Below are 18,787 nucleotides of genomic sequence, written 5' to 3'. Positions count from 1 at the left end.
GGTGTTGACGCCCCGGCGGTCGGACAGCGGGGGCCAAGGGTAGCGCCGGGCCATGCCCGGCGGGATCGGCGTCGCCTACCCCGGCAGGTACAGGTCCACGTAGTCCGTCACCGGCATCGCGGCCAGCGCCACCGGGTCCAGCGAGGCCGCCAGGATGCGCTGCTGCTGGGCGGTCGGGAAGCGGTGCGCGAGGTGCCGGCGGAACTTGTCCATCAGCAGCGGGATGCCCTCCTGCCGGCGCCGCGCGTGGCCGAGCGGGTACTCCACCAGTACCTCCGGCAGTTCGTTACCATCGGTGAAGCGCACGCTCAGCCCGTTGGCGATGCTGCGCTTGCCGGGGTCCAGATAGTCCGCGCTGAGCTGCGGGTCTTCCCGGCAGGCCATCTTCGCCCGCAGCGCGTCGATGCGCGGGTCGGCGGCCATGTCGTCCTCGTAATCCTCGGCCACCAGCCGCCCGTGCAGCAGCGCGATGGCCACCATGTACTGCACGCAGTGATCGCGGTCGGCCGGGTTATGCAGCGGCCCCTGCTTGTCGATGATGCGGATGCAGGCTTCCTGGGTGCGGATGTCGATGTGCGCGATGTCCTCGACCCGCCGCCCCGCTGCACGCAGCTGCTGGTGCAGCGTGATCGCCGCCTCCACGGCCGTCTGGCCGTGGAACTCGGCCGGGTAGCTGATCTTGAACAGCACATTCTCCATCACATAGCTGCCCAGCGGTCGCCCCAGCGTCAGTGCCTGGCCGTGCATGGATACCGCCTCAAAACCCCAGACCGGTGCGCTGAGCGCGCTGGGGTAGCCCATTTCGCCGCTGGCTGCCATCAGCGCCAGGCGCACGCCACGGCTGGTGGCATCGCCGGCCGCCCAGCTTTTGCGCGAGCCGGTGTTGGGCGCATGCCGGTAGGTGCGCAGCGCCTGGCCATCCACCCAGGCCAGCGACAGCGCATTGAGCATGCGCTCACGGTCCAGCCCGAGCAGGTGCGCGACCACCGCCGTGGTGGCCACCTTGACCAGCACCACATGGTCCAGCCCGACCCGGTTGAAGGAATTCTGCAGCGCCAGCACGCCCTGGATCTCGTGCGCCTTGATCATCGCCTGCAGCACGACATGCACGGTCGGCGGTGGCCGCCGCAGGGCCAGCGCGTTGCGCCCCAGCCAGTCGCAGACGGCGAGGATGCCGCCGAGGTTGTCCGAAGGATGGCCCCATTCGGCTGCCAGCCAGGTGTCGTTGAAATCGAGCCAGCGCACCATCGCGCCGATGTTGAAGGCCGCCTGCACCGGGTCGAGCTCGTAGTGGGTGCCCGGCACCCGCGCGCCATTCACCACATGGATGCCTGGCACCAGGGGGCCCAGCAACTTGCTGCAGGCCGGGAAGGACAGCGCTTCCAGGCCACAGCCCAGGGTATCGAGCAGGCAGTGGTGCGCGGTCTGGAACGCGACGGGCGAGTCGATGCGGGCGTCGCGTACGTAATCGACGATGTCCACCAGCAGCGCATCCCACGCTGCACGCTCGTTGGAGGGGGTGTGGCTGCTGGACATCATCTGGACTCCGGTAGCGCCGGGCCACGCCCGGCGGTTCATGGGCGGGCCCTGCTGCGCTCGCCGGGCATGGCCCGGCGCTACCGCGATGGCCCCACGTTACAAGGTGTCGGCGGGCACCCGCACCTTGCCTTCCATCAACACGCGGGCACTGCGGCTCATGATGGCCTTGGTCACCGTCCACTGGCCGTCAACCTGCCCGGCCTGCGCACCCACGCGCAGCGTGCCGGATGGATGGCCGAAGGTCACCGCCTCGCGTTCGCCACCGCCGGCCGCGCGATTGACCAGCGTGCCCGGAATGGCTGCGGCGGTACCGATCGCGACGGCTGCGGTACCCATCATTGCGTGGTGCAGCTTGCCCATCGACAGCGCCCGTGCGTGCAGGTCGATGGCCGACGCCGGAATGGCCTTGCCACTGGACGACACGTAATCCTGCGCCGGCGCAACGAACGCCACCTTCGGCGTGTGCTGGCGGGTAGCCGCATCCTCCAGCTTCGAGATCAGCCCCATGCGCAGCGCGCCGTGGGCGCGGATGGTCTCGAACTTCTGCAGCGCCGCCTTGTCCTCGTTGATGGCCGGCTGCAGCTCGGTGCCGGTGTAGCCCAGATCGGCGGCGTTGAGGAAGATGGTCGGGATGCCTGCGGTGATCATGGTCACTTCGAAGCTGCCCACGCCCGGCACGTCCAGCGTGTCGACCAGGTTGCCGGTGGGGAACATCGCACCGGCATCGCCGTCGTCGGACGGATCGATGAACTCCAGCTGGATCTCGGCGGCCGGGAAGGTCACGCCGTCCAGCTCGAAATCACCGGTCTCCTGCACTTCGCCGTCGCGCATCGGCACGTGGGCGATGATGGTCTTGCCGATGTTGGCCTGCCAGATACGCACGGTGCACAGGCCATCGCGCGGCACCCGGGCCGGATCCACCAGGCCGTTGGCAATCGCGAACGGGCCGACGGCGGTGCTGAGGTTGCCGCAGTTGCCGCTCCAGTCGACGAAGGCGGTATCGATCGACACCTGGCCGTACAGATAATCCACATCGTGGTCGGGCACCGAGGCGGTGGAAATGATCACGCACTTGCTGGTGCTGGAGGTGGCGCCGCCCATGCCGTCGGTGTGCTTGCCATACGGATCGGGCGAACCGATCACGCGCATCAGCAGTGCATCGCGCGCGGGGCCGGGCACCTGCGCGGCTTCGGGCAGGTCCTGCAGGCGGAAGAACACGCCCTTGCTGGTGCCGCCGCGCATGTAGGTGGCGGGAATACGGAGTTGCGGGAGGAAGGTCATGGATCGGGTTCCTGTGTGCAGTGAGACAATTCCTGGGGAGCCATGCACCGCCCTGGGGTGGGCCGGATGTACTGGCTTTATTTTCGATTCGGTGCGCGCTCAAGCAGTTCCTGGAAGTGCCCCGAATCGAGGCCCTCCGAGGTCAACTGGCGTAGCAGGTCTTCAGCCTTGATACGCCTTCGCTGACGGACAAGGTCGCGAACATACTCGGAAGCACTGGCGTAGCCGCCTTCACGAATGTCCTCATCCACGAACTGTTTGAGCTCATCAGTCAGCACTACCCTGATATTGACCATATAGATCTCTGCAGCAGAACTGTCACGCGATAGTCTGCGAGGCACCAAAGGCAACGACAAGGGCAGAAAGCGCCAGCCTTTGCATAAATGAAGTCTTCGCCATCACGCAGGCGCCTCAGCATGACTTCGCCGCACCCGCGCTGACGTCCCTTGCTGCCAATGGAACAGATACAGGATGGCCAGTTTGGTACTTCCACTCACCACGGCCAGCAACAGCAACGGCCATCCCATCCGGATGCCCATGGCGAAGGCAAATACGATCGTGGACAGGTCCATCAGCAGGATCAGTTGACTCATCCGCAGCGACACGGCACCGGTGTGGCCATTGCGCAGGATCAGCAGGATCTGGTGCGCGTAGCCCTGCGCCAGCAAGGCGGTGATGACCACGATCATCGCGCTGGCAACTACTCTGCCCTCATCCACATGCCGGTCACCCCAGGCCAGCCCGGCCAGTGCGCAGAGCAACAGCAGGGCGGCTGTCAGCACGCTGGTCGTAGCGGAGCGGCTCCGGCGATCGCGCCATATTTCCACCAGGATGGCCATGACCAGCACCGACGCGAGCAAGCGCGGCCAGACAATGAAGTGATTGAACGGCGTGATGCTGTAGCCATAGACGAAGAAGGACAGGTAGGCCAGGAAGCTGACCGTGAACTGGTTCAGCGAAAGCACCGCAGTGGCGCTGTCAGACGCGCCCGCACGTTCCCGGCGGCGGCGCACCAGCCGCAGCTGCGCGCCCACACCCAACAGGCTCAGCAGGATGAAAGCGGTGTTGACCGTGCCTGCGATGTTGTAGAACGCCGTTCCCATGCAGATGGGGCTACGCCCCTCTCCTCCGTGACTACCGCCATGCGGGCCGGAGCCAGCATGGCGGCAACTCGACACAAGGCAGCTACCTGCTGCCTTACGCCACCTTGGCCCCTTCCAGGAAGTCCTGGGCGAAGCGCTGCAGCACGCCGCCGGCCTCGTAGATGGCCACTTCCTCGTCGCTGTCCAGGCGGCAGGTGACTGGCACGATCACGTCCTGGCCGTCGCGGCGGTGGATGACCAGGGTCAGCTCGGCGCGCGGGGTGCGCTCGCCGACCACGTCGAAGGTCTCGGTGCCGTCGATGCCCAGGGTCAGGCGGGTGGTGCCCGGCTTGAACTCCAGCGGCAGCACGCCCATGCCGATCAGGTTGGTGCGGTGGATGCGTTCAAAGCCTTCGGCCACGATCGCTTCCACGCCGGCCAGGCGCACGCCCTTGGCGGCCCAGTCGCGCGAGCTGCCCTGGCCGTAATCGGCGCCGGCGATGATGATCAGCGGCTGCTTGCGGTCCATGTAGGTTTCGATCGCTTCCCACATGCGCATCACCTTGCCTTCCGGCTCCACGCGCGCCAGCGAGCCCTGCTTCACGCTGCCGTCGTCGTTGCGCACCATCTCGTTGAACAGCTTCGGGTTGGCGAACGTGGCGCGCTGCGCGGTCAGGTGGTCGCCGCGGTGGGTGGCGTAGGAATTGAAGTCTTCTTCCGGCAGGCCCATCTTCGCCAGGTATTCGCCGGCGGCGCTGGAGGCCATGATCGCGTTGGACGGCGACAGGTGGTCGGTGGTGATGTTGTCCGGCAGCACCGCCAGCGCGCGCATGCCGGCCAGCGTGCGCTCACCGGCCAGTGCACCCTCCCAGTACGGCGGGCGGCGGATGTAGGTGCTCTGCGGGCGCCAGTCGTACAGCGGGCTGACCGCGGCGCCATGCTCCACGCGCACGTTGAACATCGGGTTGTAGACCTTGCGGAACTGCTCGGGCTTCACCGAGGCCTTCACCACCGCATCGATCTCGGCGTCGCTCGGCCAGATGTCCTTCAGGCGCACCTCGTTGCCGTCGGCGTCCACGCCCAGCACGTCCTTCTCGATATCGAAGCGGACGGTGCCGGCGATGGCGTAGGCGATCACCAGCGGCGGCGACGCCAGGAAGGCCTGCTTGGCATACGGATGGATGCGGCCATCGAAGTTGCGGTTGCCCGACAGCACGGCCGTGGCGTACAGGTCACGGTCGATGATTTCCTGCTGGATCTTCGGGTCCAGCACACCGCTCATGCCGTTGCAGGTGGTGCAGGCGAAGGCGACGATGCCGAAGCCGAGCTGCTCCAGGTCCGGCAGCAGGCCGGATTCTTCCAGATACAGCTGCACGGCCTTGGAGCCCGGCGCCAGCGAGGACTTCACCCACGGCTTGCGCTGCAGGCCACGCGCGTTGGCGTTGCGCGCCAGCAGTGCGGCGGCGATCACGTTGCGCGGGTTGGAGGTGTTGGTGCAGCTGGTGATGGCGGCGATGATCACCGCGCCATCGGGCATCAGGCCCTGCGCCTGCTCGGCCTTGCCCGCTTCCAGCTTGGCTTCGTCGGCGATGCCGCGCTCGGCCAGCTCGGCGGTGGCCACGCGCTTGTGCGGGTTGGACGGGCCGGCCATGTTGCGTACCACGCTGGACAGGTCGAAGCGCAGCACGCGCTCGTACTGCGCGGTGGCGAGGTCATCGGCCCACAGGCCGGTGGTGCGCGCGTAGTTCTCCACCAGCGCCACCTGCGATTCCTCGCGGCCGGTCAGGCGCAGGTAATCGATGGTCTGCCCGTCGATGTAGAACATCGCGGCGGTCGCGCCGTACTCAGGGCACATGTTGGAGATGGTGGCGCGGTCACCGATGGTCAGCGCCGCTGCACCCTCGCCGAAGAATTCAAGCCAGGCGCCGACCACGCGTTCCTTGCGCAGGAACTCGGTCAGCGCCAGCACCACGTCGGTGGCGGTGATGCCCGGCTGCGGGCGGCCGCTCAGTTCGACACCCACGGTGTCGGGCAGGCGCATCCACGACGCGCGGCCCAGCATCACGTTCTCCGCTTCCAGGCCGCCAACACCAATGGCGATCACGCCCAGCGCATCCACATGCGGGGTGTGGCTGTCGGTGCCCACGCAGGTATCGGGGAAGGCCACGCCGTCCTGCACGTAGACCACCGGCGACATCTTCTCCAGGTTGATCTGGTGCATGATGCCGTTGCCCGGCGGGATCACGTCGACGTTCTCGAACGCCAGTTTGGTCCAGTCGATGAAGTGGAAACGGTCTTCGTTGCGGCGATCCTCGATGGCGCGGTTCTTCTCGAACGCCTGCGGGTCGAAACCACCGCACTCCACCGCCAGCGAGTGATCGACGATCAGCTGCACCGGCACCACCGGGTTGACCTTGGCCGGGTCGCCGCCCTTGTCGGCGATCGCATCACGCAGGCCGGCAAGATCCACCAGCGCGGTCTGGCCGAGGATGTCATGGCACACCACGCGTGCCGGGAACCACGGGAAATCGAGGTCACGACGGCGCTCGATCAGCTGCGCCAGCGAATCGCTGAGCGTGGCCGGGTCGCAGCGGCGCACCAGGTTCTCGGCCAGCACGCGCGAGGTGTACGGCAGGGTGGCGTAGGCGCCCGGCTGGATCGCATCGACGGCGGCACGCGCATCGAAATAATCCAGCGTGCTGCCGGGGAGGTTCTTGCGGTAATCGGTATTCATGGGCTGGCGGAGTACTTGGGGCGGGCCGGGTGCCGTCGAAGCGGCAACGAAGGCATCCGGCCGGCGCGCGGCCGGCCGGATGGGTACAGCAGGTGGATCAGGCGCGCTTGTCGATGGCGACGAACTCGCGATCTTCCGGGCCGATGTAGTTGGCGCTCGGGCGGATGATCTTGCCATCGATGCGCTGCTCGACGATGTGCGCGCTCCAGCCGGCGGTACGGGCGATCACGAACAGCGGCGTGAACATCGCGGTCGGCACGCCCATCATGTGGTAGCTGACGGCGCTGAACCAGTCGAGGTTCGGGAACATCTTCTTGATGTCCCACATCACCGTTTCCAGGCGCTCGGCGATGTCGTACATCTTCATGCTGGACTGTTCTTCGGACAGCTCGCGGGCCACGTCCTTGATCACCTTGTTGCGCGGGTCGGACACGGTGTAGACCGGGTGGCCGAAGCCGATCACCACTTCCTTGCGCTCGACGCGGGCCTTGATGTCTTCCTCGGCCTCATCGGGATTGTCGTAGCGCTTCTGCACTTCGAACGCCACTTCGTTGGCGCCGCCGTGCTTGGGCCCGCGCAGCGCACCGATGCCACCACAGATCGCGCTGTACATGTCGCTGCCGGTGCCGGCGATGACGCGGCAGGCGAAGGTCGAGGCGTTGAACTCGTGCTCGGCGTACAGGATCAGCGAGGTGTGCATCGCCTTCACCCACGAATCCTGCGGCTTGTCGCCGTGCAGCAGGTGCAGGAAGTGGCCGCCGATGGAATCGTCATCGGTTTCCACGTCGATGGCGCGGCCGTTGTGGCTCCAGTGGTACCAGTACAGCAGCATCGAGCCGAGGCAGGCCATCAGCTTGTCGGCGATGTCACGCGCGCCGGGATGGTTGTGGTCGTCCTTTTCCGGGGCGACGCAACCGAGCACGGAGACGCCGGTGCGCATCACGTCCATCGGGTGTGCCGACGGCGGCAGTTCTTCCAGGGCAGCCTTCACCGCAGCCGGAATGCCACGCAGCGACTTCAGCTTGGCCTTGTACGAAACCAGCTCGGCGCGGGTCGGCAGCTTGCCGTGCACCAGCAGGTAGGCGATTTCCTCGAACTCGCTGGTGTTGGCCAGGTCCAGGATGTCGTAGCCGCGGTAATGCAGGTCGTTGCCACTGCGGCCGACGCTGCACAGCGCGGTGTTGCCGGCAGCGGTGCCGGACAGGGCGACGGATTTCTTCGGCTTGAAGGTCGGGGTTGCGGTCGTATCGTTCATGTTTTCCCTCCGAAAACTGATGGTGCAGGGTACTGCTTATTTCTTGGCGGCGAACAGGGCGTCAAGCTGCTGTTCGAAGGCGTGGTAGCCGATGCGGTCATACAGTTCTTCACGCGTCTGCATGGCGTCGACCACGTTGCGCTGGTGGCCGTCGCGGCGCACCGACTGGTAGACGTTCTCGGCCGCCTTGTTGGCAGCGCGGAAGGCCGACAGCGGGAACAGCTGGATCGCCACGCCGGCCGAAGCCAGTTCGTCGCGGCTGAACAGCGGGGTGGCACCGAATTCAGTGATGTTGGCCAGCACCGGTACCTTCACCGCATCGACGAAGCGGCGGTAGGTGTCCAGGTCGTAGGCGGCCTCGGCGAAGATGCCGTCGGCACCGGCCTCGACGCAGGCGATGGCGCGCTCGATGGCCTTGTCCACGCCGTCCACCTGGATGGCGTCGGTGCGGGCGATCAGGAAGAAGTCCGGATCGGTCTTGGCATCGGCGGCAGCCTTCACGCGGTCGACCATTTCACCCTGCGAGACGATCTCCTTTCCCGGGCGGTGACCGCAGCGCTTGGCGCCGACCTGGTCCTCGATGTGGCAGGCGGCCGCGCCGGCCTTGATCAGCGACTTCACGGTACGGGCGATGTTGAACGCGCTCGGGCCGAAGCCGGTATCGATGTCGACCATCAGCGGCAGGTCGCAGACATCGGTGATGCGGCGCACGTCGATCAGCACGTCTTCCAGGGTGTTGATGCCCAGGTCCGGCAGGCCCAGCGAACCTGCAGCGACACCGCCGCCGGACAGGTAGATGGCGCGGAAGCCGGCGCGCTTGGCCAGCAGGGCGTGGTTGGCGTTGATCGCGCCGATCACCTGCAGCGGCGATTCGGCAGCCAGCGCCTCACGGAAGCGGGCACCGGCGGAAGAAGGAGTGGAAGCGGTCATGCGGCAATCCAGGTTGGGAACGGGAGAGAAGGCGCAAGCACCATGCCAAGCTGCAAGCGGTTGATTTCAAAGGCATGACCGCATTGCAACGATGAAACAAATGAAACAGTGAAACGGATGTATCATGAAACATCGCTACCCGTTGCTGCTGCCATGTACCTGCCCCGCTCGCCCCTGCGCCATGCCGATGCCGACCCCGGACGCCCGGTCATCTGGACCGTCAGCGTCTCGCGCCTGACCGGCCTGCTCGGCGATGTCATCCCCGAGTTCGACCGCCGCGCACGCATCGAGCAGATCAACCTGGGCTTCGAGGAGGCGGTGGACGTAATCGGCCAGCGCCTGCGCCGCGAGCACTGCGACGTGGTGATCGCCGGCGGCTCCAATGCCGCGTGGCTGCGCGGCCGGCTTGAGCTGCCACTGGTGCCGATCCAGGCCAATGGCTTCGACCTGATGGAAGCCCTGGCTCGCGCGCGCCGCATCGCCCCGCGCATCGGCCTGGTTACCCACGCCAGCGACGTACCGGTGTTCAGCAACTTCCAGCAGAGTTTCGGCCTGGACATCGAGCACCGCCGCTTCGTCACCCGCGAAGATGCCCGTGACTGCATCGCCGACCTGCGCGCCAACGGCATCGAGGTGATCGTCGGCACCGGCATGGCCATCGACCATGCCGAACAGATGGGCCTGCCTGGCGTGCTGCTGTATTCGGCCGATTCGGTGCGCCATGCCTTCGAACACGCACTGGAACTGACCCAGGCGCTGGCCCGCTCCGGTGGCAGCCGGCCGGCCGCGCGCCGGCGTGCCGCCCCACGCAATGATGCACATGCCCTGCTCGGCGACAGCGATGCGATGGCGCAGGTACGCGCACAGATCGCGCTCTATGCACCACATGACAGCACTGTGCTGGTCACCGGCGAAACCGGCACCGGCAAGGAGCTGGTGGCGCGCCAGCTGCACGCGGCCAGCGGCCGTCGTGGCCGCTTCGTGGCGCTGAACTGCGGCGCAATCAGCGAATCGCTGCTGGAAGCCGAGCTGTTCGGCTACAGCGATGGTGCCTTTACCGGTGCACGACGGGGTGGCCGCGTTGGCCTGGTCGAAGCGGCCGACGGTGGCACCCTGTTCCTGGATGAGATCGGCGAACTGCCGCTGCCGCTGCAGACCCGGCTGCTGCGGGTGCTGGAGGAACGCGAAGTGCTGCGCGTGGGTGCCACCGAACCGACCCCGGTCGACCTGCGCGTGGTCGCCGCCACGCTGCAATCACTGGACCAGCGCGCGGCAGCGGGCAGCTTCCGTCGCGACCTGTATTACCGGCTGGCGGCGCTGCGCATCGCACTGCCGCCGCTGCGCGCGCGACGCAGCGACATCGCGCTGCTGGCCCAGCATTTCTTCCGTCAGCTGCGCGGCATCGACGCGCCGCTGGATGACGAGGCACTGGCGGTGCTGGCCGCTGCCGAATGGCCCGGCAACGTGCGCGAACTGCGCAACCTGGTGGATCGCCTGCGCATCCACTGGCAGCCAGGCGAAGGGCTCATTGATGCCGCGCGCCTGCTGCAGCTGGCGCCTGAGCTGGTGAACGAAGGCACGACGGCACTGCCACTGGAAAGCAACGGCAGGCGCCCGCCACGCGTGCAGCTGGAAGCGCTGCTGCAGGAGCACCGCAATGACCGCGAGGGCATGGCGCAGGCGCTGGGCGTGTCACGCACCACGCTGTGGCGCTGGTTGCGCGCGGAGGGTTTGTAGAGCCGAGCCCATGCTCGGCTGCTTCTGCGGGAACATCAGCCGAGCATGGGCTCGGCTCTACAGGATGCGTGCCGTCAGCGCGCCCAGCGCGCCTCAACGGCGAACCGGCCGCTGCCCACCGCCGCTATCCACAGCAGCAACACCCCCAGCGGCACTTCGCTCAGGTAGAAGAACCAGCTCAGCCAGTCCGGCACGCTCAACCCTGCCGGAATGCGCGCGATGCCATCGGTCAATGCGGCCACCGCGCAGATGCCCGCCAGCAGCAGGGCCGAGGGCCGGCTGAGCAGGCCCAGCACCAGCAGCCCACCGGCAATCCATTCAATCGCGCCCAGCACCGGTGCACTGAACACCGGGAACGGGATGCCCGCCTCGACCAGCGTATGCACCATGCGCTCGCGGCCGGCCGCGGTGAACACCTTGTTCCAGCCCGATACGCAGAACATCACCCCGGCCACGATGCGGGCGAGCAGCAGCAGGAGTGCTTCCACGCCGCGGCGCGGCGGCGGTACGGCAAACAGGCAACGCCAGAAGAGCATGGCGACTCCGGAAATCGAGGGAATTCAAGGCAGTGTGCCCGCCAGCCCCCTGCTCGCGCATGAAGCGGACAGGCCTGGATGCGACACGCGTTCGCCGCGACGGGCCGATCTCTTCGCTCTCCCAGGGAACCGCAGGTTGCCCGGAACAGGGCGTTGGCCAGATAGTGCATGCACCCGCCGCCCCACCCCGGCACAGGAGACGCCACATCGACACGTTCATCCAGCAGGACCGACGGCTGCGGCAGCAGCACCCCTTGCCGTACTTCCTGGCGCCGTGGGGCTGGTGTTTTGCCAAAAACAATCTGCTGGATGCAACACCGGCGGTACTCGAGGACGTGGCAGACCCGGATGTCGCCTTCCTGCTGCGCGACCTTTACTTCAGCGGCATGGTGTTCTACGCCAATGGAGATTTCGCCTTGCGCCACGGTGAGCGCGTGCAGGCATCGCTGCATGTGCACTATGCTCCGGCAGCCGCATGCCCCTACGAGCTCAGCCTGCACCTGCGCAAGGGCAAGTCGCGCAACAGCGCCCATCAGCTCGATCTGGAGCACGCCACTGCGACCGCGCGTGGCGCCTGTGATGCCATCAATGCCTGGATGGCCACAGTGAGCGGTGATTTCGTCGACAGCTACAACCCCGTTGCCGATCGCATGGATGACTGGTTTTCGGCAGCATCCATCATGGATCGCAGCCCCGATGCCTGACAGCCCCCCCCCTGCTCCACACGGCCGAGCAGGGGCATGGCTGCAACAAAAGCACGCCTACCGCCGCTGCCTGTATGTTTCCTGCGGCCTCACGGGTACAGCAACCGCTTGCTCCAGCGCCCTTCGGCACCGGCTTCGTAGCACCAGCGTTCGTGCAGGCGGAACTGTGCGCCGTACCAGAACTCGATGCGGTCGGGCACCACGCGCAGGCCGCTCCAGCCATCCGGGCGCGGCACGTCCTTGCCTTCGAAACGGGCCTCGACCTCGGCCACGCGTTCATCGAATTCCTCGCGCGTCGCCAGCGTCTTCGACTGCAGCGATGCCCAGGCACCGATCTGGCTCATCCGCGGACGGCTGGCGAAGTACGCATCAGCCTCGGCATCGGCCACCTGCTCCACGCGCCCTTCGATGCGCACCTGGATGCCGGCCTCGCGCAGGCTGCGCCACAGGAACAGCAGCGCTGCCTGCGGATTGGCCTGCAGTTCGCGGCCCTTGTGGCTGTCCAGGTGGGTGTAGAACACGAAGCCGCGCTCATCGAACGCCTTCAGCAGCACGGTACGCGCCGACGGGCGGCCCTGCGTATCGGCGGTGGCCACGGTCATCGCGTTGGGCTCGACCTCGCGGCTCTGCTTCGCCTCGTCGAACAGGGCGGCAAAGGTGGACAGGGCTTCGGCGTAAAGGTCGGTCATGGTTCGCTTCTTCGTGCACGGATTGGGCTATTGTGGCGGCATGGTTGCTGCTGCGTACATGCCCCAGGTGAAAGGATTCCCCGAAGCGCTCGCCGAGCAGGCGCTGGACGATGCACTGGCCAGCGGCGCCACGGTGCCAGTATTGGCCATCAGCGGCGTGCAGGGCAGCGGCAAATCGACGCTGGCCGCACAGGTGGTCGCCCGTGCACGGGCGCGCGGACTGAACGCGGCGGCACTGTCCATCGATGATGTCTACCTGACCCGCGCGCAGCGGCAGCGCCTCGCCCGCCAGGTCCACCCGCTGCTGATCACCCGCGGCCCGCCCGGCACCCACGACCTGCCCCTGGCCCATGCCGTGCTCGACGCCGTGGCCGCACGCCGGCCACTGGCACTGCCGCGCTTCGACAAGCTGGCCGATGAGCGGCTGCCCGAAGCACAGTGGGTGGCGCTGGAAGCGCCGCTGGATCTGCTGGTGTTCGAAGGCTGGTTCCTCGGCACGCCCGCACAGGACGATGCCGAGCTGGACAGCCCCTTGAACGCGCTGGAACGCGAGGCCGATGCCGATGGCCGCTGGCGGCGCTGGTGCAACCAGGCGCTGGCCCGCGACTATCCGGCACTGTGGCAGCGCTGTGACCGCCTGTGGTTCCTGCAGCCGCCGGATTTCTCGGTGGTGCCGCGCTGGCGCTGGCAGCAGGAACAGAACCTGCAGGCTGCCCAGCCGGGACGCCACGGCATGAGCCGCCCCCAGCTGGAGCGCTTCGTGCAGTACTACGAGCGGGTCAGCCGGCAGGCCCTGCGCGCCCTGCCCGACCACGCCGACCACGTGGTGGTGCTGGATGGCCAGCGGCAGGTGCAGGCGGTGCGCTGACCCCCACCGCTGCGCCGCGGCGGATGCTTCCAACAGCAACCATCGTGCCAGGCCAGGGGTGCGGAAGTGGTAGGATCAGAGGGCATGAATCCTGCTCCGAACCTGATCCTGATCGGCCCGATGGGCGCCGGCAAAACCTGCATCGGCCGCCGCCTGGCCGAGCGCTTCACGCTGGACTTCGTCGATGTCGACCAGGCCATCGTCGATGCGGCCGGGGCCAGCATTCCCACGATCTTCGAACATTCCGGCGAAGCCGGCTTCCGCAGCCATGAACGCGAGGCCCTCGCCCGCGTGCTGGAAGGCCGGGGCCAGCTGGTCTCGACCGGCGGCGGCGCCGTGCTGGAAGCTGGCAACCGTACGCTCATCGCCCAGCGCGGCTTCGTGGTCTACCTGCGGGTAAGCGTGGCCGCGCAGCTGGAGCGCCTGGCGCGCGACAAGGGCCGGCCGCTGCTGCAGCGCCCCGACCGCGAGCAGGTGCTGCACGATCTGGCCGCGCTGCGTGACCCGCTGTACCGCGAGCTGGCCGACCTCACCCTCGATACCGACCCGTTTACCGCTGCCGATGCCACCGCCCAGCTTGTCGTCAAGCTGGCCATGCAATGGCAGCGCCAGGACCTGAACGCATGACTTCCCCCGCTCAGCTGCAGGTCGCCGTTGGCGGCGACCGCCCCTACTCCATCACCATCGGCGCCGGCGCCCAGGCCGACGGCGCCGCGCTGGCCTCGCACGTGCGTGGCCGCCACGTGCTGCTGCTGAGCGACAGCGAGGTCGCCCCGCTTTATCTGGCAGCCGTCAGGCAGACGCTGCTGGCCGCGCGCCCGGACCTGATCGTTGGCGAACACGTCCTGCAGGCCGGCGAAGCCTCCAAGACCCTGGCCGAGTTCGGCCGCGCCATCGAGGCATTGGCCGCGCTGGGTGCCACCCGCGATGCCTGCGTGTTCGCCCTCGGCGGCGGCGTGGTCGGCGATCTGGCCGGTTTCGCGGCGGCCTGCTGGATGCGCGGCGTGGACTGCGTGCAGCTGCCGACCACCCTGCTGGCGATGGTCGACTCCTCGGTCGGCGGCAAGACCGCCGTGGACATCCCGGCCGGCAAGAACCTGGTCGGCGCCTTCCATCCGCCGCGCGCGGTCATCGCCGATACCCGCGTGCTGGCCACCCTGCCGCCGCGCGAACTGCGTGCCGGCCTGGCTGAAGTGGTGAAGTACGGCGCGCTGGGCGATGCGGTGTTCTTCGAATGGCTGCAGCAGCACGCTGATGCGCTGCTGGCCGGTGAGGATGCCGCACTGGCCGAGGCCATCGCGCGCAGCTGCCGGCACAAGGCCGCCATCGTCGAGCGCGACCCGTTCGAGAAGGGCGAGCGCGCCCTGCTCAACCTGGGCCACACCTTCGGCCACGCCATCGAGACCGAGCAGGGCTATTCGGCCCCGGGCCGCGATGCACTGAACCATGGCGAGGCCGTGGCGGTTGGCATGGTGCTGGCCGCCAGGCTGTCCACCGCGCTGGGCCTGGCCGACGATGCCGACCGCGTGCGCCTGCAGGCCCTGCTGGAACGGCTGCAGCTGCCGGTGGCGATCCCCGCCGGGCTGGACCCTCAGGCCCTGCTGGGGCGGATGCGGCTGGACAAGAAGAACGTCGCCGGCCGCCTGCGCCTGGTGTTGTGGCGTGGCATGGGCCGGGCTGAAGTGGTGCCGGACGTGGATGAAGCGGCGGTGCTGAAGGTGCTCGGCGCGGCCTGACACCGCGCACGTCCGCCGGGCATGGCCCGGCGCTACCGGTCCTTCGCGGCATGAAGCGCAGCCGAGCATGGGCTCGGCGCTACAGGCCCGTGTCGCCCCCGGGGCGATACAATCGGGCCCATGCACGTCTACCTGCAACATCCCGATGCCGGTGCGCAGGCACCGCGCTTCCTGCGCCTGAGCCTGCAGCCGGACCTGTTCGGCGGTTGGGAGCTGCTGCGCGAGAGCGGCCGCGTCGGTGCCCGCTCGCAGCTGCGGCGCGAGCTGTTCCTGCAGGCCGACGAAGCCCGCCATGCCTTCGAGAAGGCCCGTGATGCCGAACTGCATCGGGGCTTCCAGATTCTTTCGCACGGCGACTGACGCCGCTGCCAACTTTCGCCCAAGGAATGCCCATCGTGACCAGCCCTCTCCGCAACGATCGCCTGCTGCGCGCCCTGCGCCGCGAACCGGTGGACTGCACCCCCGTCTGGCTGATGCGCCAGGCCGGCCGCTACCTGCCGGAATACCGCGCGACCCGGGCCAAGGCCGGCAGCTTCCTGGCCATGGCCAAGAACCCCGAGATCGCCTGCGAAGTCACCCTGCAGCCGCTGCGCCGCTTCCCGCTGGATGCGGCCATCCTGTTCTCGGACATCCTCACCATTCCCGATGCGATGGGCCTGGAGCTGTACTTCGTCGAAGGCGAAGGCCCGAAGTTCCGCCACCCGGTGCGCGATGAAGCCGCGATCGCCAGGCTGGCGGTGCCGGACATGGAACAGGACCTGGGCTATGTGATGGACGCGGTGCGCCTGATCCGCCGCGAACTGGATGGCCAGGTGCCGCTGATCGGCTTCTCCGGCAGCCCGTGGACGCTGGCCTGCTACATGGTGGAAGGCGGTGGCAGCAAGGATTTCGCGCGCATCAAGGCAATGGCGCTGAACCACCCGCAGGCCCTGCACCGCCTGCTGGACGTCACCACCGAGGCGGTCATCGCCTACCTCGGCGCACAGCGTGCCGCCGGCGCGCAGGCCCTGCAGGTGTTCGACACCTGGGGCGGCGTGCTGTCGCCGGCGATGTACCGCGAGTTCTCGCTGCGTTACCTGCAGCGCATTGCCGAAGGCCTGGAGCGCGGCGAAGGCAGCGAGCGCACGCCGCTGATCCTGTTCGGCAAGGGCACCGGCCTGCACCTGGAAGCGCTGTCGCAGACCGGCGCCGATGCGCTGGGCCTGGACTGGACGCTGGACCTGGACGAGGCGCTGCGCCGCACCGGTGGCCGTGTTGCCCTGCAGGGCAACCTCGACCCGACCACGCTGTATGCCTCGCCCGACGCCATCGCCGCCGCCGCCGCGCGCGTGCTGGATACCTATGCCGCCGGCAACGGTGGTTCGCGCGAGGGCCACGTGTTCAACCTGGGCCACGGCATGTCGCCGGACATGGACCCGGCGCACGTGCAGGTGCTGGTCGACGCGGTGCACGCGCACAGCCAGCGCTGAACCCCGGCACAGGCCACGGCGCGGCATTGATCGCGCCGTGACCTGCATTGCGCGATCATGGCGGCCCCACGCTGCACCGGCCCCCACGCCATGTCCGAACCGTCGCCCGCAGGCGCGCCCGCACCCGACACCTCCGCATCGCCCGCCGAGTACGCCCGTTTCCGCCCCCTGCTGTGGCTGGTTTCGCTGGCCATCTTCATGCAGATGCTCGATTCGACCATCGTCAACACGGCACTGCCGGCGATGGCCAGGAGCCTGGGCGAAAGCCCGCTGCAGATGCAGTCGGTGGTGTTCAGTTACGCCCTGGCGGTGGCCACCTTCATCCCGGCCTCCGGTTGGATCGCTGACCGCTACGGCACCCGCCGTACCTTCCTGGTCGCGATCATCCTGTTCACCCTCGGCTCGCTGGCCTGTGCGCTGGCGCAGCACCTGCACCAGCTGGTCGGCGCCCGCGTACTGCAGGGCATCGGCGGCGCGATGCTGCTGCCGGTCGGCCGCCTGGCCGTGATGCGCTCGGTACCGCGCGAGGACTTCCTGCGTGCGATGAGCTTCATCGCCATTCCCGCACTGATCGGCCCGCTGATCGGCCCGACGCTGGGCGGCTGGCTGGTGGAGATCGCCTCGTGGCACTGGGTGTTCCTGATCAACCTGCCGATCGGCGTGATCGGGTTCATCGCCGCGATGAAGATCATGCCCGACCACTACGCCAGCCACCGCACCCGCTTCGACCTGCGCGGCTACATCATGCTGGCCTTCGCGATGGTGGTGCTGTCACTGGCGCTGGACGGCATTTCCGGCCTGGGCACGCCGCATGCGCTGATCATGCTGATGACCGTGGGCGGCCTGGCCGCGCTGGTCGGCTACTGGCTGCACGCAGCCAATTCCACCGCACCGTTGTTCTCGCTGGCGCTGTTCCGCGTGCCCAGCTACCGCATCGGCATCCTCGGCAACCTGTTCTCGCGCATCGGCAGCAGTGCCATGCCGATGCTGATCCCGCTGCTGCTGCAGGTCGGCCTCGGCCTGGGGCCGATGCATGCAGGCCTGATGATGGTGCCGGTGGCGGCGGCGGGCATGGTGTCGAAAAAGCTGGCGGTGAGGCTGGTGGAGCAGTACGGTTACCGCCGCGTGCTGATGATCAACACGGTGCTGGTGGGCCTGGCGATGGCCAGCTTCATCCTGATGACCCCGGGCCAGCACCTGGCCTGGCGCCTGGTGCAGCTGGCGTTCTTCGGTGCGGTCAATTCGCTGCAGTTCACGGTGATGAACACCGTGACGCTGCGTGACCTGGACCGCGAATTCGCCAGTTCCGGCAACAGCCTGCTGTCGATGGTGATGATGCTGGCCGCCGGTTTTGGTGCGGCGGCGGCCGGCAGCCTGCTGGCCGCGTTCGGCACGCACCTGGAGGGCCATGGCGCGACGGCGGCACTGCATGCGACGTTCATCTGCGTGGGGGCGATCACGCTGACTTCGACGATGATTTTCTGGCAGTTGCCGGATACCCGGCCGGAACCGCGGCAGGTCGAGTCGGTCGCGGAGTAGTTTTTTTCGGCAGGGCTGCGCCCTGCACCTGCAGAAGCCGAAGCAAGATCAAGAGCGGCATTCCGTGGGATGGCGGGGCACTGTGGGTTAGCGGGGACGCCGTTGGTCGCCGCATCCATGCGGCTCACACCCCGCAAACCCACAGTGCCCCGCCTTCGACAGTTGGCCGGCGGCTGTTGGTGGGTGCCGACCGTTGGTCGGCACATCTGTCAGATATCGAATTCCAGATTGGGGTCAGAGCCCGTTGCGCAGCAACGGGATCCGACCCCGTGCCGATCAACGGTCGGCACCCACCAAAGCAGAACGCCGTTCCAGTAGATCCACGCCATGCGTGGATGAAATCCGTCAGATATCGATATTCAAAATTGGATCCGCCCCCATGCCGACCAACCGTCGGCCCCCACCCAAGCAGAACGCCGTTCCAGTAGATCCACGCCATGCGTGGATGAAATCCGTCAGATATCGATAATCAAAATTGGATCCGCCCCCGTGCCGACCAACGGTCGGCACCCACCCAAGCAGAACGCCGTTCCAGTAGATCCACGCCATGCGTGGATGAAATCCGTCAGATATCGATATTCAAAATTGGATCCGCCCCCGTGCCGACCAACGGTCGGCACCCACCCAAGCAGAACGCCGTTCCAGTAGATCCACGCCATGCGTGGATGAAATCCGTCAGATATCGATA

At 67.5% G+C, this 18,787-nt stretch carries 17 protein-coding genes; 8 read left to right on the top strand and 9 right to left on the bottom strand.

What is annotated here, in order from left to right; translation table 11 throughout:
- Positions 1–75 precede the first annotated feature (75 nt).
- From QMZ26_RS14640 to prpB, 7 genes are all read right to left on the bottom strand, one after another.
- Entirely contained in the window at positions 76–1,536 is a 1,461-nt protein-coding gene (locus tag QMZ26_RS14640; RefSeq protein ID WP_283221883.1) for a bifunctional 2-methylcitrate dehydratase/aconitate hydratase, read from the bottom strand.
- A 99-nt stretch (positions 1,537–1,635) separates the two neighbouring features.
- Positions 1,636–2,820: a 2-methylaconitate cis-trans isomerase PrpF gene (prpF, locus tag QMZ26_RS14635; RefSeq protein ID WP_283221882.1), complete on the bottom strand. Its 1,185-nt coding sequence runs from the start codon at positions 2,818–2,820 to the stop codon at positions 1,636–1,638.
- Between the two features lie 77 nt (positions 2,821–2,897).
- Entirely contained in the window at positions 2,898–3,116 is a 219-nt protein-coding gene (locus QMZ26_RS14630; protein ID WP_283221881.1) for a type II toxin-antitoxin system ParD family antitoxin, read from the bottom strand.
- 102 nt (positions 3,117–3,218) lie between these two features.
- On the bottom strand, positions 3,219–3,923 hold the full coding sequence (locus QMZ26_RS14625) for a hypothetical protein (RefSeq protein ID WP_283221880.1): 705 nt from the start codon (positions 3,921–3,923) through the stop codon (positions 3,219–3,221).
- A 94-nt stretch (positions 3,924–4,017) separates the two neighbouring features.
- Positions 4,018–6,636, bottom strand: coding sequence for a Fe/S-dependent 2-methylisocitrate dehydratase AcnD (gene acnD / locus QMZ26_RS14620; protein WP_283221879.1), 2,619 nt, complete (start codon positions 6,634–6,636; stop codon positions 4,018–4,020).
- A gap of 97 nt (positions 6,637–6,733) precedes the next feature.
- The gene (prpC, locus tag QMZ26_RS14615; protein WP_283221878.1) at positions 6,734–7,891 is read right to left on the bottom strand and encodes a 2-methylcitrate synthase; all 1,158 of its coding nucleotides are present in this window, start codon (positions 7,889–7,891) and stop codon (positions 6,734–6,736) included.
- A 36-nt stretch (positions 7,892–7,927) separates the two neighbouring features.
- A complete protein-coding gene (prpB, locus tag QMZ26_RS14610) occupies positions 7,928–8,821 on the bottom strand; it encodes a methylisocitrate lyase (RefSeq protein WP_200732661.1) in 894 nt (297 codons plus the stop codon).
- A gap of 153 nt (positions 8,822–8,974) precedes the next feature.
- Between prpB and prpR the strand changes: the two genes are divergently transcribed.
- Positions 8,975–10,558 carry a propionate catabolism operon regulatory protein PrpR gene (prpR, locus tag QMZ26_RS14605; RefSeq protein ID WP_283221877.1) on the top strand — a complete coding sequence of 528 codons (1,584 nt, stop codon included), beginning with the start codon at positions 8,975–8,977 and terminating at the stop codon, positions 10,556–10,558.
- A gap of 74 nt (positions 10,559–10,632) precedes the next feature.
- On the opposite strand, the gene QMZ26_RS14600 is transcribed toward prpR, so the two are convergent.
- Positions 10,633–11,094, bottom strand: a complete 462-nt coding sequence (locus QMZ26_RS14600) for a DoxX family protein (RefSeq protein ID WP_200732663.1) — start codon at positions 11,092–11,094, stop codon at positions 10,633–10,635.
- A gap of 254 nt (positions 11,095–11,348) precedes the next feature.
- Here QMZ26_RS14600 and QMZ26_RS14595 point away from each other — a divergent pair, with 254 nt between their 5' ends.
- Positions 11,349–11,798, top strand: a complete 450-nt coding sequence (locus QMZ26_RS14595; RefSeq protein ID WP_283221876.1) for a hypothetical protein — start codon at positions 11,349–11,351, stop codon at positions 11,796–11,798.
- An 89-nt stretch (positions 11,799–11,887) separates the two neighbouring features.
- On the opposite strand, the gene pdxH is transcribed toward QMZ26_RS14595, so the two are convergent.
- Positions 11,888–12,487, bottom strand: coding sequence for a pyridoxamine 5'-phosphate oxidase (gene pdxH / locus QMZ26_RS14590; protein WP_283221875.1), 600 nt, complete (start codon positions 12,485–12,487; stop codon positions 11,888–11,890).
- Positions 12,488–12,527: 40 nt separating this feature from the next.
- On the opposite strand from pdxH, the gene QMZ26_RS14585 reads away from it, so the two are divergent.
- From QMZ26_RS14585 to mdtD, 6 genes are all read left to right on the top strand, one after another.
- Positions 12,528–13,355, top strand: coding sequence for a kinase (locus tag QMZ26_RS14585; protein ID WP_079222808.1), 828 nt, complete (start codon positions 12,528–12,530; stop codon positions 13,353–13,355).
- A gap of 84 nt (positions 13,356–13,439) precedes the next feature.
- Positions 13,440–13,982 carry a shikimate kinase gene (locus tag QMZ26_RS14580; RefSeq protein WP_079222809.1) on the top strand — a complete coding sequence of 181 codons (543 nt, stop codon included), beginning with the start codon at positions 13,440–13,442 and terminating at the stop codon, positions 13,980–13,982.
- A complete protein-coding gene (aroB, locus tag QMZ26_RS14575; RefSeq protein ID WP_283221874.1) occupies positions 13,979–15,091 on the top strand; it encodes a 3-dehydroquinate synthase in 1,113 nt (370 codons plus the stop codon). Before QMZ26_RS14580 ends, aroB begins: the two co-directional genes overlap by 4 nt.
- A 120-nt stretch (positions 15,092–15,211) precedes the next feature.
- On the top strand, positions 15,212–15,451 hold the full coding sequence (locus QMZ26_RS14570) for a WGR domain-containing protein (RefSeq protein WP_019336384.1): 240 nt from the start codon (positions 15,212–15,214) through the stop codon (positions 15,449–15,451).
- A 26-nt stretch (positions 15,452–15,477) separates the two neighbouring features.
- Complete coding sequence (gene hemE, locus QMZ26_RS14565) at positions 15,478–16,560, top strand: uroporphyrinogen decarboxylase (RefSeq protein ID WP_079222811.1); 1,083 nt, start codon at positions 15,478–15,480, stop codon at positions 16,558–16,560.
- Between the two features lie 90 nt (positions 16,561–16,650).
- A complete protein-coding gene (mdtD, locus tag QMZ26_RS14560) occupies positions 16,651–18,099 on the top strand; it encodes a multidrug transporter subunit MdtD (protein WP_200732667.1) in 1,449 nt (482 codons plus the stop codon).
- The last annotated feature ends 688 nt before the right edge of the window (positions 18,100–18,787 follow it).

Source organism: Stenotrophomonas sp. PFBMAA-4, from assembly GCF_030053215.1.
In the GTDB taxonomy this organism is placed as follows: Bacteria; Pseudomonadota; Gammaproteobacteria; order Xanthomonadales; family Xanthomonadaceae; genus Stenotrophomonas.
The sequence above is the reverse complement of the archived record's forward strand: the minus strand, read 5'-3'. Positions and strand labels throughout refer to the sequence as shown.

Coding starts and splice junctions, on each gene's coding strand:
- QMZ26_RS14640 (WP_283221883.1), bottom strand. CDS start 1,536: ATGTCCAGCAGCCACACCCCCTCCAACGAGCGTGCAGCGTGGGATGCG.
- prpF (WP_283221882.1), bottom strand. CDS start 2,820: ATGACCTTCCTCCCGCAACTCCGTATTCCCGCCACCTACATGCGCGGC.
- QMZ26_RS14630 (WP_283221881.1), bottom strand. CDS start 3,116: ATGGTCAATATCAGGGTAGTGCTGACTGATGAGCTCAAACAGTTCGTG.
- QMZ26_RS14625 (WP_283221880.1), bottom strand. CDS start 3,923: ATGGGAACGGCGTTCTACAACATCGCAGGCACGGTCAACACCGCTTTC.
- acnD (WP_283221879.1), bottom strand. CDS start 6,636: ATGAATACCGATTACCGCAAGAACCTCCCCGGCAGCACGCTGGATTAT.
- prpC (WP_283221878.1), bottom strand. CDS start 7,891: ATGAACGATACGACCGCAACCCCGACCTTCAAGCCGAAGAAATCCGTC.
- prpB (WP_200732661.1), bottom strand. CDS start 8,821: ATGACCGCTTCCACTCCTTCTTCCGCCGGTGCCCGCTTCCGTGAGGCG.
- prpR (WP_283221877.1), top strand. CDS start 8,975: ATGTACCTGCCCCGCTCGCCCCTGCGCCATGCCGATGCCGACCCCGGA.
- QMZ26_RS14600 (WP_200732663.1), bottom strand. CDS start 11,094: ATGCTCTTCTGGCGTTGCCTGTTTGCCGTACCGCCGCCGCGCCGCGGC.
- pdxH (WP_283221875.1), bottom strand. CDS start 12,487: ATGACCGACCTTTACGCCGAAGCCCTGTCCACCTTTGCCGCCCTGTTC.
- QMZ26_RS14585 (WP_079222808.1), top strand. CDS start 12,528: ATGGTTGCTGCTGCGTACATGCCCCAGGTGAAAGGATTCCCCGAAGCG.
- QMZ26_RS14580 (WP_079222809.1), top strand. CDS start 13,440: ATGAATCCTGCTCCGAACCTGATCCTGATCGGCCCGATGGGCGCCGGC.
- aroB (WP_283221874.1), top strand. CDS start 13,979: ATGACTTCCCCCGCTCAGCTGCAGGTCGCCGTTGGCGGCGACCGCCCC.
- QMZ26_RS14570 (WP_019336384.1), top strand. CDS start 15,212: ATGCACGTCTACCTGCAACATCCCGATGCCGGTGCGCAGGCACCGCGC.
- hemE (WP_079222811.1), top strand. CDS start 15,478: ATGCCCATCGTGACCAGCCCTCTCCGCAACGATCGCCTGCTGCGCGCC.
- mdtD (WP_200732667.1), top strand. CDS start 16,651: ATGTCCGAACCGTCGCCCGCAGGCGCGCCCGCACCCGACACCTCCGCA.